Raw genomic sequence first — 15,903 nt, forward strand, 5'->3', positions numbered from 1 at the left:
GACACGCCGGTCGCGCAAACTCGTCCGAGGTTTCTGCGCCAAACCCCTTGCGGCGCACCGCCGGGGGGATTAGAAATATCCCACTCCACCACCTCGGTGGCGGAGGGATCGAGAGAAGGCCGAGCACCACGCCGAGCGGGCAACCGCACGGAGCCACCCGGTGATGAGGGTGGTGGGTGAACGGAGTCCATCTCGTGAGACGCGGAACATCACGCCGAGTCGACCGTGGGGCCCCGGAGACTCATACTCCCCGGGGCCCCACACCTTTGTGCCCGCAGGGGCGGCCGCCACCGGTGCGGTGCGGCCGACCGGCCCCGCGCGCAGGCGCCCGTGGGCCATGCTGGGGCCATGGCTGAGGACGACGGCGTTCGGGTGCGCGAGGCCGTGCCCTCCGACGCGTTCTCGGTGGGGGCGCTGCACATCCAGGACGAGCGCGAGCGCGGCGGCACCGTGCCCGCCGGCTTCCTCGACGCCTTCGCCGACGCCTGGCTGCGCGACCGGGCCCGCCGCACCTGGCTCGCCGAGGACGTCCGCGGACGCCCGCTCGGCGTCGTCCACGGCACCCGGGTCCAGAAGCTGCCGAGCACCCACCGGCCGGCCGACGCGTGGTTCCACGTCAGCCTGCTCTACGTCGCCGAGGACGTCCGCGGCCACGGGGTGGGCGAGCGGCTGCTGCGCGCCCTGCTCGACTGGGCGCCGACCGACGGGGTGACCCGGGTCCAGCTCAACGCCGTCCCGGAGGCGCGCACCCTCTACGAGCGGATGGGCTTCGGCGCGCCGTCGGACCGCCTCATGGAGCTGCGCCTCGACCCCCGCGCCCCCGACTGATTGCCCAGAGCCCACCCGACCGGGCCGTCCCGGCGTGGGTTCTCGGCAATCAGTCGGGGTGGGGCGGGTCCTAGGGTGGCGCGCATGAGCGAGGTCGAGCAGGAACCCCAGCCCGAGCACGAGCCCTGGCGCCGTGGCGTCCTCGTCACGGGGGCGTCCCGCGGCCTGGGCGCCGCGATCGCCCGGACCTTCGCCGCGATGGGCGACCGGGTCGTGGTCCACCACCGGGGCGCGTCGAGCCGGGAGCGCGCCGAGGAGGTCCTCTCCGGTCTCGAGGGGGACGGCCACGCCCGGGTCGCGGCCGACCTCGCCGACCCCGAGGCCGTCCGCCGCCTCGCCGACGACGCCGTCGCCGTGCTGGGGCGCGTCGACGTCCTCGTCAACAACGCCGCGCTCATCGCGACACCCGGGTCGGGCTCGGTGAGCCGCCGCGGGGACCACGCCCTCGAGGAGACGTCGTACGAGGACTGGGTGCAGGTGTGGCAGGACACCCTGGCCACGAACCTCCTCGGGCCGGCCGCCCTCACGTGGTGCGTCGCCCGCCACATGATCGACGTCCCGCCCGCCGAGGGCGTCGCCGTGGGCCGGATCGTCAACGTCGGGTCGCGGGGGGCCTTCCGGGGCGAGCCCGACATCCCGGCGTACGGCGCGAGCAAGGCCGGCCTGCACGCGTTCGGCCAGTCGATGGCGCAGCGGCTGGGTCGCCACGGCATCGCGGTCGCGAGCATCGCGCCCGGCTTCATCGCCACCGAGATGGCCGGCGACGCCCTCGACGGGCCGGGCGGCGACGCCGTGCGGGCCCAGAGCCCCTTCGGGCGGGTCGCCACGCCCGAGGAGGTGGCCGCGGCCGTGTGCGCCCTCGCCTCGCCCGGGGCCGAGTGGGCCTCGGGTGCCGTCCTCGACTTCAACGGGGCCAGCCACCTGCGCTGAGCCCGGTCATCCTCGGGGCCGCGGTCGGCGACGGCCGGGATGACCCTCCTAGGATCGGGTCATGGAGCCGACCCCCGACCCTGCCGGCGCGCCGGCCGGTCCCGACGCCGAGTCCGCCGCCGGCTTCGCGGGGGAGGGCGACGGCTTCGAGCGGCTCTGGACCCCGCACCGCATGGTCTACATCGCCGGCGACCGTCCCGACCCCGGTCCCGGTGACGGCTGCCCGTTCTGCGCCGCTCCGGGCAAGGACGACGCCGAGGCCCTCGTCGTGCACCGCGGGGAGCACGCCTACGTCGTGATGAACCTCTTCCCGTACAACCCCGGCCACGTCCTCGTCTGCCCCTACCGCCACGTCGCGCTCTACGTCGACCTCACCGACGAGGAGACCGCCGAGTTCACCGCGCTGACCAAGGCGGCGATCCGGGCCCTGGAGTCCGCGTCGGCGCCGATGGGCTTCAACCTCGGGATGAACCAGGGAGCCGTGGCCGGGGCGGGGGTGGCGGCGCACCTGCACCAGCACGTCGTGCCGCGCTGGGGCGGCGACGCGAACTTCCTGCCCATCATCGCGCGCACCAAGGCGCTGCCGATGCTCCTCGAGGACGTGCGCTCGCGGCTCGTCGAGCACTGGCCGGTCTGAGCGGCCGACCGCCCGACGGGTCAGGCGTGCGAGGGGAGGTGCTCGCGGACCAGGCGCTCGGGCAGCGGCTCGTAGCCCCGCAGCTCGCGGTGGAAGGTCCCCGTGCCGTGGGCGAGGGAGCGCAGCGCGACGGCGTAGTCGATGAGCTCGAGCTGCGGGACCGCGGCCTCGAGGACCGACCGGCCCGGCTCGTCCTCGCACGGCGCCGAGCCGACGATCTGGCCGCGCCGGGTGCCGATGTCGGTCATGACGGCCCCGAGGTGGTCGTCGTCGACGGTGACGACCACCGTGTCGACCGGCTCGAGGAGCGAGACCGTCGAGGGCGACGCGAGCTCGCGCAGCGCGAGGCCCGCGGCGGTCTGGAAGGCGATGTCCGAGGAGTCGACGGAGTGCGCCTTGCCGTCGGTGAGGGTGACCCGGACGTCGACGACCGGCCAGCCCGCGAGCAGGCCCTTGGCCAGCTGGGCGTGCACGCCCTTCTCGACGCTGCCGATGAACTGGCGGGGGACGGCCCCGCCGACGACCTTCTCGGCGAACTCGACGCCGCTGCCGCGCGGGAGCGGCTCCATGACGAGGTGGCAGACGGCGAACTGGCCGTGCCCGCCCGACTGCTTGACGTGGCGGCCCTGGGCCTCGGCGCGCTCGGTGGCCGTCTCGCGCATCGCGACCTTCACCGGGACCTGCTCGACGCCGACGTTGAACCGCGACCGCAGCCGCGACAGGACGAGCTCGAGGTGCGCCGGGCCGGTGGTCCACAGGACGACCTGGCCGGTGCCGGCGTCGTGCTCGATCCGCAGGGAGGGGTCCTCGGCCGCGAGCTCGCGGAACGCGACGGGCATCCGGTCCTCGTCGGCCCGTGAGGTCGCGGCCACCGCGGCGGGCAGCAGCGCCTCCGGCAGGGCCCACGGCGTCACGAGGAGCGGGGCGTCGGGGGAGGAGAGCGTGTCGGAGGTCTGGGCGGTCGCGAGCTTGGTGACGACGACGACCTCGCCGGCGATCGCCTCGGACTTCGTCAGCAGCTCGCCGTCGAGGGGGGCCGCGACGGCGCCGGGCCGCACGTCCTCGTCGTGCGCGGCGTGGCCCTCGCCCGTCGGGACGCCGAGGAGCTCGAGGTGGCCCGAGACGTGGACGGCCCGGTCGGTGCGCAGGCGACCCGAGAAGACGCGCACGAGGGAGAGGTGGCCGACGTACGCGTCGGACTCGGTGTGGACGACCTCGGCGACCAGCGGCCCGTCGGGGTCGGCCGTGATCGACACCGGCGCGCCTCCGCCCGGGCCCGTGACCGTGGGCAGGGCGTGCATCCCCGGGTGCGGGAACCCGGCCTCGACGAGGTGGAGCAGCACCCCCACACCCGCGCCGGTCTCGGCCGAGACGGGCAGCACGGGGTGGAACGTGCCGTGGGCGACCGCGGTCAGCAGGTCGCGCTCGAGGGTCTGGAAGTCGAGCTCCTCGCCCTCGAGGTAGCGGTCCATGAGGGCGCCGTCCTCGGACTCCTCGATGATCCCCTCGATGAGGCCCGGGCGGTGGGTGTCGAAGGCGTCGGCGTGCTCCGGCCCGGCGGCGCGCACCGTGCGCCTCCCCCCGGCGTAGTCGTGGACCTCGCCGAGGAGGAGGTCGGCGATCGAGGTCACGGCGCCCTCGGACCCGGCGACGGGCACGCCGAGCGGCTGCACGCCGGCGCCGAAGTGGGCCCGGCAGTCGGCGAGGGTGGCCTCGAAGTCGGCCTCACGGGCATCGAGCTGGGTGACGACGACGGCCCGCGGCATCCCGACGAGCGCGCACTCGTGCCACAGCGAGCGGCTCTGGGCGTCGGCGCCGTCGGCGGCCGAGACGACGAAGAGGGCGGCATCCGCCGCCCTCAGCCCCGCCCGCACCTCCCCGACGAAGTCGGGGTGACCCGGGGCGTCGAGGAGGGTGAGCACCACCCCGCCGGTCGCGACCGTCGCGGCCCGCAGCCCCGTCGTCGGCTCGGTGCGACCGCGCGACGGCCGGCCGGCGCCGCACTGGTCGACGACATGGTCGAACAGGCGCGACTTCCCCGAGCCGCTCGGTCCGACGAGGACGACGTTGCGGATGCCGGTCGTGCCGCTGACGGAGGGGGCCGCTGTGCCGCTCATGGGGCCACCTTTCTCCTCCGCGGCGCGTCGCACAAGCGGTCGGGCGCGGGTCGGTGGCGCGGGACCTCCGGCCTCCCGCACTACGCTGGGCGCACCATGCTCAACCGATACGCGCGCGCCTTCTTCACCACGGTGCTCACCCCCGTCGCCCGGCTGCTCGTCCGGCTGGGCGTCAGCCCCGACGTCGTCACGGTCATCGGGACGCTCGGCGTGTGCTTCGGTGCCCTGGCCTTCTACCCGCGCGGCGAGTTCCTCGTCGGGACCCTCGTCATCACCGCGTTCGTCTTCTCCGACACCGTCGACGGCATCATGGCGCGGATGACCGGGCGCTCGGGCAAGTGGGGCGCCTACCTCGACTCCACGCTCGACCGGGTCGGCGACGCCGCGATCTTCGGCGGTCTCGTCCTCTGGTACGCCGGTGACGGCGCCGAGGCCACGATGGCCACCCTCGCCCTCGCGTGCCTCATCCTCGGCAGCGTCGTCTCCTACGCCAAGGCCCGCGCCGAGGGGCTCGGCATGACGGCCGACGTCGGGATCGCCGAACGCGCCGACCGCCTCGTCGTCGTCCTCGTCGCCACCGGGTTCACCGGGCTGTTCGACCTGCCCACCCTCTTCCTCGGCACCGTGCTCGGCCTGCTGGCCGTCGCGAGCCTCGTCACCGTCGTCCAGCGGATGCTGGCCGTGCGCCGGCAGGCGCTGGGCGCGGCGTGAGCCCGGTCCGCCACACCGTCGGCGACGCCGTGGCCCTGGCCGGGCACCGCATCGGCTGGGGGGTCGTGCGCCGGCTGCCCGAGCGGGCGGCCTACGCCCTCTTCGACGCCGCGGCCGACCTCACCGTCGCCCGGGGCGGGGCGGCGCGGATGCGGTCGAACTACGCCCGGGTCCGCCCCGACCTCGACGACGCCGCCCTCGACGCCCTCGTCAAGGACGGCATGCGCCGCTACCTGCGCTACTACTGCGAGGCCTTCCGGCTCCCCGACCTGGGCCCCGACGACATCGTGGCCCGGGTGCGCGCCGAGGGAGACGACGTCATCCGCGAGGTCATCGACGGCGGTGGCTCGGTCGTGGCGTTCCTCGGCCACCTCGGCAACTGGGACCTCGCCGGCGCGTGGGGCACCACGCACCTCGGACCGGTGACGACGGTCGCCGAACGGCTCGAGCCCGAGGAGGTCTTCGAGGAGTTCCTCGCCTTCCGCGAGGGCCTGGGGATGACGATCATCCCGCTCACCGGCGGGGTCAACCCGTTCCCCGCCCTACGAGAGGCGGCCCGCCGGCCCGGCATCATCCCGCTGCTCGCCGACCGCGACCTCACCGCCAAGGGCGTCGTCGTCGACTTCTGCGGCGAGCCCGCCCGGATGGCGCCCGGCCCGGCCCTCCTCGCCCTCACCGAGGGACGGCCGCTGCACCCCGTGTCGATCCGGCACGAGCGCCGGGGCCGCGGGTGGGGGATCGTCATCACCTTCCACCCGGCCGTCGACGTCCCGGCCGCGGGCACGACCCGCGAGAAGGTGACGTCGATGACCCAGCAGTGCGCCGACGTCCTCGGCGCCGCCGTGCGCGAGGACCCCGCCGACTGGCACATGCTCCAGCGCGTGTTCCTCGCCGACCTCGACCCCGAGCGCCTGGCCGCCACCGAGGCCGCGCGGTGAGGATCGGGATCGTCTGCCCCTACGCGTGGGACGTCCCCGGAGGGGTGCAGTTCCACGTCCGCGACCTCGCCGAGCACTTCCTCGCGCAGGGCCACGAGGTGCAGGTGCTCGCACCCGCCGACGAGGACGCCGAGCTGCCGCCGTACCTCACCTCGTGCGGCCGGCCGGTCCCGGTGCGCTACAACGGCTCGGTCGCCCGGCTCACCTTCGGCCCGGTGACCTCGGCGCGGGTGACCCGCTGGCTCGAGGCGGGCGACTTCGACGTCCTCCACCTCCACGAGCCGGTGACGCCCTCGGCCTCGCTCATGGCCCTGTGGGCCTCGACCGAGCCGGTCGTCGCGACCTTCCACACCTCGACCCCGCGCTCGCGGGCGATGCACTCGGCACACCCGCTGCTGCGCCCCTCGCTCGAGAAGATCCGCGGACGGATCGCCGTGTCCGAGGAGGCCCGGGCCACCGTGCGCCGCCACCTGCGCGGCGAGGCGTTCGTCATCCCCAACGGGGTCGACGTCGCGCGCTTCGCGCAGGCCCCCGTCGCGCCGCGGTGGGCCGGGACGCCCGAGCGGCCGACCCTGGCCTTCCTCGGCCGCGTCGACGAGCCGCGCAAGGGCCTGGCGGTCGCCCTGCGCGCGCTGCCGGCCGTCCTCGACCGGTACCCGGGGGCGCGCCTGCTCGTCGCGGGTCCCGGTGACGCCTCCGACCTCCTCGAGGACGCCGACCCGCGCGCCGCGGCCGCCACCGAGGTCCTCGGGTCGGTCTCCGAGCCCGACAAGGCCGCGCTGCTGCGCTCGGTCGACGCCTACGTCGCCCCGCACCTCGGGGGCGAGAGCTTCGGCATCGTCCTCGTCGAGGCGATGGCGGCGGGTGCCCCCGTCGTCGCGTCCGACCTCGCGGCCTTCGCCGCCGTCCTCGACGGCGGGCGCACCGGGGCGCTCTTCGCCACCGGCTCCGAGGCCGCGCTCGCCCGGTCGGTCGTCGACCTCCTCGGTGACCCGGCCCGTCGCGAGGACCTCGCGGCGGTGGGTCGCGCCCGCGCCCGGGTCTTCGACTGGGACGTCGTGGCCGACCGCGTCATGGCCGTCTACGAGACGGTCATCGAGGGCGCCGTCTCCGAGCCCGACGGTTCCGCGCCCCGCGGGCTGTGGGGCCGGCTCGTGCGGGGCGGACCCGGGGGAGGCGGCTGATGGTCGACGTCCTGCAGGTGGCGACCTTCCTCGTCATCCTCGTCATCGGGGTCGCGTGGTACCTCTCGTACTCGGCGGCCCGGCTCGACCGGCTGCACGCCAAGGTCGAGGGCGCGATGTCCGCCCTCGACGCCCAGCTGGTGCGCCGGGCCGAGGCCGCCCTCGAGCTCGCGAACAGCGGTGCCCTCGACCCCGCGAGCGCGCTCCTCGTCGCCGACGCCGCCACCGAGTCGCTCGAGCGGACCACCGAGCAGCCCGTCGACGACGACCTCCTCGACGGGCAGCACTTCGGCGGGCGCGAGCACGTCGAGAGCGACCTCAGCGCGGCCCTGCGCGCCGCCCTCGGCGACGACGCCGTCGCGGCCGTGCGGGCCCACGAGGACGAGCTCGGCGCCGACGCCCTCGACCGCCTCGCGGCGAGCGGGCTGCGCGTCCAGCTGGCCCGCCGGTTCCACAGCGACGCGACCCGCGAGGTGCGCCGGGTGCGCGAGAAGGCGGTCGTGCGGATGTTCCGCCTCGCCGGCCACGCGGCCCTGCCCGAGCCCGTCGAGTTCGACGACGACGTGCCCCCCGCGCTGTCGCGCTGAGCCCCCTGCGCGAGCGGCGTCGCACCGGGCCCGGACCCGGGTCCGAGGGGGTCGCGGGCGGACCTACACTGGGCGCCATGAGCGAGCAGCAGAACCCCCAGGGCACCGGCACCACCCGCGTCAAGCGCGGCATGGCCGAGATGCTCAAGGGCGGGGTCATCATGGACGTCGTCAACGCCGAGCAGGCGAAGATCGCCGAGGACGCCGGCGCCGTCGCGGTCATGGCCCTCGAGCGGGTCCCCGCCGACATCCGGGCCCAGGGCGGCGTGTCGCGGATGAGCGACCCCGACATGATCGACGGCATCGTCGCGGCGGTCTCCATCCCCGTCATGGCCAAGGCCCGGATCGGCCACTTCGTCGAGGCCCAGGTCCTCCAGGCCCTCGGGGTCGACTACATCGACGAGTCCGAGGTCCTCACCCCGGCCGACTACGCCAACCACATCGACAAGTGGGCCTTCACCGTCCCCTTCGTCTGCGGGGCGACCAACCTCGGCGAGGCCCTGCGCCGGATCACCGAGGGCGCGGCGATGATCCGCTCCAAGGGCGAGGCCGGCACGGGTGACGTCTCGAACGCCACGACCCACATGCGGCAGATCCGCCAGGAGATCCGCCGCCTCCAGAACCTTCCCGAGGACGAGCTGTACGTCGCGGCCAAGGAGCTGCAGGCGCCCTTCGAGCTCGTCAAGGAGGTCGCGGCCGCGGGCAAGCTGCCGGTCGTCCTGTTCACCGCCGGTGGCATCGCGACCCCGGCCGACGCCGCGATGATGATGCAGCTCGGTGCCGAGGGCGTGTTCGTCGGCTCGGGCATCTTCAAGTCGGGCAACCCGGCCCAGCGGGCCGAGGCGATCGTCCAGGCGACGACCTTCCACGACGACCCCGACGTCATCGCCAAGGTCTCGCGCGGCCTCGGCGAGGCGATGGTCGGCATCAACGTCGACGAGATCCCGCAGCCGCACCGCCTGGCCGAGCGCGGCTGGTGACGCCCGGCGCGGCGGGGTCAGGGGTCCGGCTCGTCGAGCTCGGTCCCGACAACCACCGCGCCTACGGTGCCCTCGAGACGACGCCCGAGCAGCGCCGCTTCGTCGCGCCGATGATCGCCAACTACGGCGACGCCCTGTACCCGAACCTCGAGCAGGGCGTCGCCCTCGTCCCGGTCCTGTTCGGGATCGAGGCCGACGGCGAGCCGGCCGGCTTTCTCATGTACGCCGCGACGACCGAGACGGTGCCCGAGCCCTACCTGTGGCGCTTCCTCGTCGACCACCGCTTCCAGGGCCGCGGCATCGGGCGGGCCGCGCTCACGCTGCTGCTGGACAGGCTGCGCGCCGAGGGGGAGGAGCGGGTGAGGCTCAGCTACGTCGACGAGCCCGGCGGACCGCGCGGGTTCTACGAGCGGTTCGGGTTCGTCCCCACGGGCGAGGTCGACGACGGTGAGGTCGTGGCGGTGCTCGCCCTCGGGTGACCGCGAGCGAGGGCCCTCGGCGGGTGCTCGCCCGGGGTCGTGGCGTCAGGTGACCGTGGCGCGGGCGCGGAACTCCTCGCGCTCGAACTCGCGGCCGTCGAGGACGGCGCGCAGGTGCTCGGTGGCGCGCAGGACGTCGGCGTGGGTCAGGTAGAGGGGGGCGAAACCGAGGCGCACGATGTCGGGCTCGCGGAAGTCGCCGACGACCCCACGGGCGATGAGCGCCTGGACGACGCCGTAGGCCTCGGGGTGGTGCACGCTGACCTGCGACCCGCGCCGCTCCGGCTCGCGCGGTGTCGCGACCTCGAGCCCGGGGGCCAGGGTGTCGAGGCACTCGAGGAAGAACCCGGTGAGCGAGAGCGACCGTGCGCGCGCGTCGGCCACGGGCATGCCGTCGTAGGCGCCCAGCGCCGCCTCGAGGGCGAGGACGCCGAGGACGGGCGGGGTGCCGACCCGGCCGCGCGCGATGCCGGGCGCCGGGACGTACTCGGGCGCCATGGCGAAGGGCGTCGCGTGGCCGTTCCACCCGGCGAGCGGCTGGTCGAAGTCGTCCTGGTGCCGGTGGGCGACGTAGAGGTAGGCGGGCGCGCCCGGGCCGCCGTTGAGGTACTTGTAGCCGCACCCGACGGCGAGGTCGGCCTCGTGGAGGTCGAGCCCGACGTCGATGACCCCGGCCGAGTGGCACAGGTCCCAGCAGGCGAGCGCCCCGACGGCGTGCGCGGCGCGGGTGATGGCGGGCAGGTCCCACAGCTCGCCGGTGCGGTAGTCGACCGAGGAGTAGGACACGAGGGCGAGGTCGTCGCCGAGCTCGGCGATGCGCGCGACGGCCTCGTCGGGGGCGACCCGCTCGACGACGACACCGGCGTCGCGGGCCGCGGCGTCGGTGACGTAGAGGTCGGTGGGGAACGAGCCCGGGTCGGTGAGGACGACCCGGCGCCCCGGCCGCAGCCGGACGCCTCCGACGACGGCCTTGTAGAGGTTGACCGACGTCGAGTCGGTGACGACGACCTGCCCCGGGGCCGCCCCGACGAGGCGTCCGACCCGGTCGCCGACGCGCGTGGGGGCCTCCCACCAGCCGGCCTCGTTCCAGCTCGCGATGAGGCGGCTGCCCCACTGGCGGTGGACGACGTCGGCGACCGCCTCGGCGACCCCGGCCGGCAGCGCGCCGAGCGAGTTGCCGTCGAGGTAGACGACCCCCGGCGGGAGGCGGAAGCGGCCGCGCAGGTCGGTCCCGGCGTGGGTGGCGTCGAGCTCTCGGGCCCGGTCGGTCAGCGGAGTCGACATGCCCCGACGGTAGCGCCCGCCGGTCCTCGCGCCGCCGGGCGCTACCGGCGTCACCGCCCCCGCAGTACCCTCGGCGCAGGAGGCGCCGATGGGCTCGGACGGGGTCGTGGCGGCCCGCGAGGCCTACGCCGCAGGAGACTGGCGGACCGCGCGGGCCCTGCTGCAGCGCGAGCACGCCGTCGCCCCGCTGCCCACCGACGACCTCGAGCTCCTCGGCCGGGCCTCCTGGTGGCTGGGTGACACTTCCACGTCCCGCGAGGTGGCCGAGGACGTCTACCGCGCCCGGGTGGCCGAGGGCGAGCCGGTCGCGGCCGCGGCGCTCGCCCTCGAGCTGGCGCTGTCGTGGTCGACCGAGGGCGACGTCGTCATCGGGCAGGCCTGGCTCAACCGGGCCCGGCGGCTGCTGCGCGAGGTCGAGCCCACACCGGTGCACGGCTACCTCGTCTACGTCGACGCCGGCCTCGCGTGGGAGGTCGACCAGGACGCGGCACCCGCGGTCCGCGGGGCCGAGGTCCTCCACGAGCTGTCGACGCGGTTCGGTGACGACGCCCTCGAGGCGCTGGCCCTCGTCCTGTCCGGCCTGTCGGCGGTGTGGTCCGGGCGCACGGCGCAGGGGTTCGGCGACCTCGACGAGGCGATGCTCGCGGTCCTGTCGGGGACCCTGCCCGCGCTGTGGGCCGGCGACGTCCACTGCACCGTCATCCACCAGTGCCACGAGCTCGGGGACCTGGCCCGGATGAGGGCGTGGACCGACGCGCTCCAGCGGTGGTCGGCCCCGCTGTCCGAGACCTTCCTCTTCGCCGGGGTCACCCGCGTCCACCAGCTCCAGCTCCTCGCCGCCGAGGGGCAGTGGGACCTCGTCGAGCGGGAGGTGGCCGACCGCAGCCGGGCGCTCGTCGGCTCCCACGGCTGGGTCGCGGGGGAGGGGTACCGTGAGCTCGGGGACGTCCGGCGGCTGCGCGCCGACGCCGGTGGCGCGCGGTCGGCGTACGAGCGGGCGCGCGACCTGTCGGTGACCCCGCAGCCCGGTCTGGCCCTCCTCGACGAGGCCGAGGGCCGCCCGGCCGCGGCCCTCGCCGACCTGCGGGCCGCCGTCGCCGAGACGGGCCGGATCGGCCGCGCCCGACTCCTCCTGCCGACCGTCGAGGTCGCCCTGCGCGCCGGCGACCTCGTCCTCGCCGAGGCCGCGTGCGCCGACCTCGCCGAGACCGCGGAGCTCCACGACACCCCCGGACTGCGGGCGTGGTCCGACCACGCCGCCGCCTGCCTGCTGCTCCACCGTGGTGGGTTCGACGAGGCGCTGCCCCACCTCGAGGCGGCCGCCGCGGTGTACCGCGCCCAGCGCAGCCGGCACGCCACGGCGCGCGTCCACGAGCTCCTCGCCCGTGTCCGCGACGGCCGGGGCGAGGCGGCCCTCGCCGAGGCCGAGCGCGCGACCGCCAGCGCCATCTACGAGCGGCTCGGCGCCGAGGCCGACCTCCGGCGGCTGGCCCCGCACCGCCCTCCCGGTGGCCTCACCGAGCGCGAGCTCGAGGTGCTGCGCTGCGTCCTCACGGGGGCGAGCAACCGCGAGGTGGCGCGGGACCTCGTCATCAGCGAGAAGACCGTGAGCCGCCACCTCGCCAACGTCTACGCCAAGGCCGGGGTCTCGAGCCGGACGGCCGCCGCGGCGTGGGCGCGTGAGCACGGCATCGAGGCCGTCGCCGCCGCACCTGCACGAAACGCCCCATGAGGCCGCGCCACAAGTACACCATCCGCCCGACGCGGCGCCCCGACCCGCGCTCCTAGCGTCGGTGGACGGGTGGCAGCACCGCCGCCCGCGCCGAGAGGAGCCAGCCATGACCACCACCGACACGACCACCGCACCGACCACCACCGACGCCCCCACCGACGCCACCGCCGAGGGAGGCGTCCTCGACCGCCTCGTCCGGGTCCTCGAGGACGGCTCCACCGCCGTCCTGCTCGGGATCGGGTACGACACCGGGCTGTTCGAGGCCCTCGCCGACCTCCCGCCAGCCACGAGCCGCCAGGTCGCCGACGCCGCCGGGCTCGACGAGCGCTACGTGCGCGAGTGGCTCGGCGGGATGGCCTGCGCCGAGGTCGTCGAGTACGACCCCGTCGCCGCGACCTACGCCCTGTGCCCCGAGGTGCGGCCGTTCGTCACCGGCCCGGGCCCCGACAACCTCGCCCGCACGATGCGGGTCGTCGCGATGATGGGCGCCGCGGCCCCGAAGGTGGTCGACTGCTTCCGCCACGGCGGCGGCCTGTCGTACGACGACTACCCCGGGTTCCACGACGTCCAGGCCGACGACAGCGGCGCCGTCAACGACGCGTCCCTCATCGACACCATCGTGCCGCTCACCGGTCTCGTCGACCGGCTCGGCGCCGGCATCGACGTCCTCGACGTCGGCTGCGGCGAGGGGCACGCCGTCAACCTCCTCGGGCGCAGCTTCCCGCGCAGCCGGTTCACCGGCTACGACTTCAGCCCCGACGCGCTCGTCGCCGCCCGCGCGGAGGCCGCGGCCTGGGGGCTGACGAACGTCACCTTCGAGGAGCACGACGTCGCCACGCTGCCCGAGGGCGCCTTCGACCTCGTGACGGCCTTCGACGCCATCCACGACCAGGCCCACCCGGCGACGGTGCTGGCGGCGATCCACCGGGCGCTGCGCCCCGACGGCACCTTCCTCATGGTCGACATCAACGCCTCGAGCCGCCTCGAGGACAACGTCGCGCTCCCGTGGGGGACCTTCCTCTACGCCGTCTCGACGCTGCACTGCATGTCGGTGTCCCTCGGCCAGGGCGGCGACGGGCTCGGCACCGTGTGGGGCGTCCAGCTCGCGGAGCAGATGGTCCGCGAGGCCGGGTTCGCCTACGTCGTGCGGCACGAGCTCGAGGAGGACCCGTTCAACGCCTACGTCGTCGCGCGCCCCTGACCCTCGGGCAGGGCCATGAGGAGGAGGGGCAGCCGCCCGTCGGGGAGCCACGGCGGGCGGGCCTGCCCGATCTCCTGCCACCCGTGGCGGCGGTACAGCTCGACCGCGCGCGACGTCTCCTGCACGACGTCGAGGACGGGGAGCCGGCCCAGCGACCGCGCGTGGTCCACCGCGGCGGTCAGGAGCCGGCTCCCGATGCCGAGACCGGCCCGCGCGGGGTCGACGAAGAGGACGCCGACCGCCGCCATCGCCGAGGGCTCGGCGCCGGTCGCCGCGACCCACGCGTCGGTGTCCCAGCCGGGGCCGAGGGCGAGGAGGGAGACGTGCCCGACAACCTGCCCGTCGACGACCGCGACCCAGGCGGCCAGCTCGGTGGGCCGGACGACGAAGTCCTCGGCGGGGAACGGGAGCGGCCACCGCACCGGGTACCCGGAGCCGGCCTGCTGCTCACCGAGGAGGCGCGCGAGCCCGGGGACGTCCTGCGCCTCGCGGGGCCGGACGGAGACGGCGGCGGCGGGGGACACCCGCGCAGTCTAGGCAGCGTGCCGCGCCGCCCTGCCGCCCCGCCCTTCCGCACCGCCCCCGCGGGACCGCCTCCCGCCGACCCGGGCCCATGACCTGCGGCGACGGCCGGTCGACCTCCGCATCGGCCGTTCAGGCGACATGTCGGCAACCTCCGGACGGACGGCCCGTGCGCACCGCACACTGGATGCCATGAGCACGGGGGCCGCCACCGCCACGAGGACCGGCTCTCGCGCGCGCTCGGCCGACCACCACGCGGCCTTCGAGCTGGCCCGCTCCCAGATCCGGACCTCCCAGACCCCGGAGTACGACCCCGACGTCGTGACGCGCCTGCAGGAGACGGCCACCGAGCACGGGTGGGCGGACGTGCTCCTCGTCGCCGACTACGTCCGGCTCCTCGCGAACGAGAGCGACCCCGACGAGGCGCCGGCCCTGCACGCCGCGCTGCTCGAGCGGGCGCGGGCCTCCGGCGACCCCGTCTTCGAGGCGCTGGCGCTCGGCCAGGGCGCCACGGCGGTGATGTGGGGAGCGAGGGCACGCCTCGACGCCGACCGCGACCTCGCCCGCGCCACCGTGCTGCTGCGCGACGCGGCCCCCGGACACAAGATGCTCGGGTCGGCCCACGTCGAGTGCGCGACGGCCTACCTCGACCGCGACATGTGGGACCTCGCCCTCGAGCACACCTCGGCCGCGGCGGCCCAGTGGGAGACCGACGAGCACGACGTCGAGCGGATGGGCACCCTGCTCTACAACCGGGCCGAGATCAACCTCCGGCGCCTGTGCGTGCTGCGCCAGGCGGGCCCGGCCCCGGAGCTCGCCGAGTACGGCGAGCGCGCCCGGTACGCGGCCCAGCACGTCCCCGTCGAGCGGATCCCCGAGAGCTGGCGGATCGACGTCCACATCTTCGAGAACCTCGTCGACGCGATCGCCCCGCCCGAGGCGGCCGCGCCCCGCGAGATGGCCGACGGCGCCGGAACCGACTTCGCCACCTACGTCGCGCTGGCCCGCTCCTTCGTCGAGCCCGACCCCGGGGAAGCGCGCCGGTTCCTCGCCGAGGCCATCGACGCGTGGGACCGGGTCCGCCACCCCGAGCTCTTCCTCCTGGCCCTGACCCGCGACGCCGAGCTCGAGTCGACGCAGCTCGGCTTCGAGACCGCCGGGCTGCGCGTCGCCCGCGAGCTGGCCCTGCGCCGCCACGAGGCGCGGGTCGCGGCCGTCGAGGCGATGGCGTCCCTGATCCGCGAGGAGACGATGGTCTCCGAGCACGCCCGGCTGCGGGTCGAGGCCGAGCTCGACGTCCTCACGGGTGTCGCGAACCGGCGTGGCCTCGCCGGCCACGTCGCCGCCCTCACCGACGTCGTGCGCGGCGTGGGTCGCGACCGCGAGATGGCGCTCGTCCTCGTCGACGTCGACCACTTCAAGGGCGTCAACGACACGTACGGCCACGATGTCGGGGACGAGGTCCTCGTCCGGGTCGCCGGCGCCCTGCGGGCCGTGGTGCGCGACTCCGACCTCGTCGTGCGGTGGGGTGGGGACGAGTTCATCCTCCTCCTCGACACCGACAACCCCGCCGTGGCGACCAAGCGCTGCCGCGCCGTCGTCCGCGGCATCCGCGCCGAGCACTGGGACGACCTCGCGCCTGGTCTCGCCGTCACGGTGAGCATCGGCTTCGCCGTCGGGAAGGTCAGCGCCCTCGACGACCTGCGCGAGGCCGCGGACCGTGCGCTGTACCGCGCCAAGGACGGCGGTCGCGACGGCGTCGCGTCCTGAGCC

At 75.4% G+C, this 15,903-nt stretch carries 15 protein-coding genes; 12 read left to right on the forward strand and 3 right to left on the reverse strand.

Going from position 1 to position 15,903, the window contains the following annotated elements:
• The first annotated feature begins 348 nt into the window (after positions 1-348).
• From ACFWN3_RS00475 to ACFWN3_RS00485, 3 genes are all read left to right on the forward strand, one after another.
• The gene (locus ACFWN3_RS00475; protein WP_377642363.1) at positions 349-828 is read left to right on the forward strand and encodes a GNAT family N-acetyltransferase; all 480 of its coding nucleotides are present in this window, start codon (positions 349-351) and stop codon (positions 826-828) included.
• An 84-nt stretch (positions 829-912) separates the two neighbouring features.
• Positions 913-1,758, forward strand: coding sequence for an SDR family NAD(P)-dependent oxidoreductase (locus tag ACFWN3_RS00480; RefSeq protein WP_377642365.1), 846 nt, complete (start codon positions 913-915; stop codon positions 1,756-1,758).
• Between the two features lie 61 nt (positions 1,759-1,819).
• Positions 1,820-2,395 (forward strand): HIT family protein, encoded by a 576-nt coding sequence (locus ACFWN3_RS00485; RefSeq protein ID WP_377642367.1) that lies wholly within the window; start codon positions 1,820-1,822, stop codon positions 2,393-2,395.
• Between the two features lie 20 nt (positions 2,396-2,415).
• Here the strand turns inward: ACFWN3_RS00485 and ACFWN3_RS00490 are convergent, their stop codons facing one another.
• The gene (locus ACFWN3_RS00490) at positions 2,416-4,512 is read right to left on the reverse strand and encodes an elongation factor G (protein ID WP_377642370.1); all 2,097 of its coding nucleotides are present in this window, start codon (positions 4,510-4,512) and stop codon (positions 2,416-2,418) included.
• A 96-nt stretch (positions 4,513-4,608) separates the two neighbouring features.
• Here ACFWN3_RS00490 and pgsA point away from each other — a divergent pair, with 96 nt between their 5' ends.
• From pgsA to ACFWN3_RS00520, 6 genes are all read left to right on the forward strand, one after another.
• Positions 4,609-5,223, forward strand: coding sequence for a phosphatidylinositol phosphate synthase (gene pgsA / locus ACFWN3_RS00495; protein ID WP_377642372.1), 615 nt, complete (start codon positions 4,609-4,611; stop codon positions 5,221-5,223).
• Positions 5,220-6,161: a phosphatidylinositol mannoside acyltransferase gene (locus ACFWN3_RS00500; protein WP_377642374.1), complete on the forward strand. Its 942-nt coding sequence runs from the start codon at positions 5,220-5,222 to the stop codon at positions 6,159-6,161. Before pgsA ends, ACFWN3_RS00500 begins: the two co-directional genes overlap by 4 nt.
• Complete coding sequence (locus tag ACFWN3_RS00505; RefSeq protein ID WP_377642376.1) at positions 6,158-7,345, forward strand: glycosyltransferase family 4 protein; 1,188 nt, start codon at positions 6,158-6,160, stop codon at positions 7,343-7,345. Before ACFWN3_RS00500 ends, ACFWN3_RS00505 begins: the two co-directional genes overlap by 4 nt.
• Positions 7,345-7,932 (forward strand): hypothetical protein, encoded by a 588-nt coding sequence (locus ACFWN3_RS00510; protein WP_377642378.1) that lies wholly within the window; start codon positions 7,345-7,347, stop codon positions 7,930-7,932. The genes ACFWN3_RS00505 and ACFWN3_RS00510 overlap by 1 nt, the downstream gene beginning before the upstream one ends.
• A 77-nt stretch (positions 7,933-8,009) precedes the next feature.
• Complete coding sequence (gene pdxS / locus ACFWN3_RS00515) at positions 8,010-8,912, forward strand: pyridoxal 5'-phosphate synthase lyase subunit PdxS (RefSeq protein WP_377642379.1); 903 nt, start codon at positions 8,010-8,012, stop codon at positions 8,910-8,912.
• Complete coding sequence (locus ACFWN3_RS00520; protein ID WP_377642381.1) at positions 8,909-9,391, forward strand: GNAT family N-acetyltransferase; 483 nt, start codon at positions 8,909-8,911, stop codon at positions 9,389-9,391. Before pdxS ends, ACFWN3_RS00520 begins: the two co-directional genes overlap by 4 nt.
• A 45-nt stretch (positions 9,392-9,436) precedes the next feature.
• Here the strand turns inward: ACFWN3_RS00520 and kynU are convergent, their stop codons facing one another.
• Entirely contained in the window at positions 9,437-10,675 is a 1,239-nt protein-coding gene (gene kynU, locus ACFWN3_RS00525) for a kynureninase (protein WP_377642383.1), read from the reverse strand.
• An 88-nt stretch (positions 10,676-10,763) separates the two neighbouring features.
• Between kynU and ACFWN3_RS00530 the strand changes: the two genes are divergently transcribed.
• Complete coding sequence (locus tag ACFWN3_RS00530) at positions 10,764-12,407, forward strand: LuxR C-terminal-related transcriptional regulator (protein ID WP_377642385.1); 1,644 nt, start codon at positions 10,764-10,766, stop codon at positions 12,405-12,407.
• 106 nt (positions 12,408-12,513) lie between these two features.
• Positions 12,514-13,608, forward strand: a complete 1,095-nt coding sequence (locus tag ACFWN3_RS00535) for a class I SAM-dependent methyltransferase (protein ID WP_377642387.1) — start codon at positions 12,514-12,516, stop codon at positions 13,606-13,608.
• On the opposite strand, the gene ACFWN3_RS00540 is transcribed toward ACFWN3_RS00535, so the two are convergent.
• Positions 13,587-14,132: a GNAT family N-acetyltransferase gene (locus ACFWN3_RS00540; protein ID WP_377642389.1), complete on the reverse strand. Its 546-nt coding sequence runs from the start codon at positions 14,130-14,132 to the stop codon at positions 13,587-13,589. The two genes, ACFWN3_RS00535 and ACFWN3_RS00540, sit on opposite strands and share 22 nt — an antisense overlap.
• Positions 14,133-14,322: 190 nt before the next feature.
• On the opposite strand from ACFWN3_RS00540, the gene ACFWN3_RS00545 reads away from it, so the two are divergent.
• Positions 14,323-15,900 carry a GGDEF domain-containing protein gene (locus ACFWN3_RS00545; protein WP_377642391.1) on the forward strand — a complete coding sequence of 526 codons (1,578 nt, stop codon included), beginning with the start codon at positions 14,323-14,325 and terminating at the stop codon, positions 15,898-15,900.
• Positions 15,901-15,903: the final 3 nt, after the last annotated feature.

This window comes from Oryzobacter terrae (assembly GCF_042756445.1).
GTDB classification, from domain to species: Bacteria; Actinomycetota; Actinomycetes; order Actinomycetales; family Dermatophilaceae; genus Oryzobacter; species Oryzobacter terrae.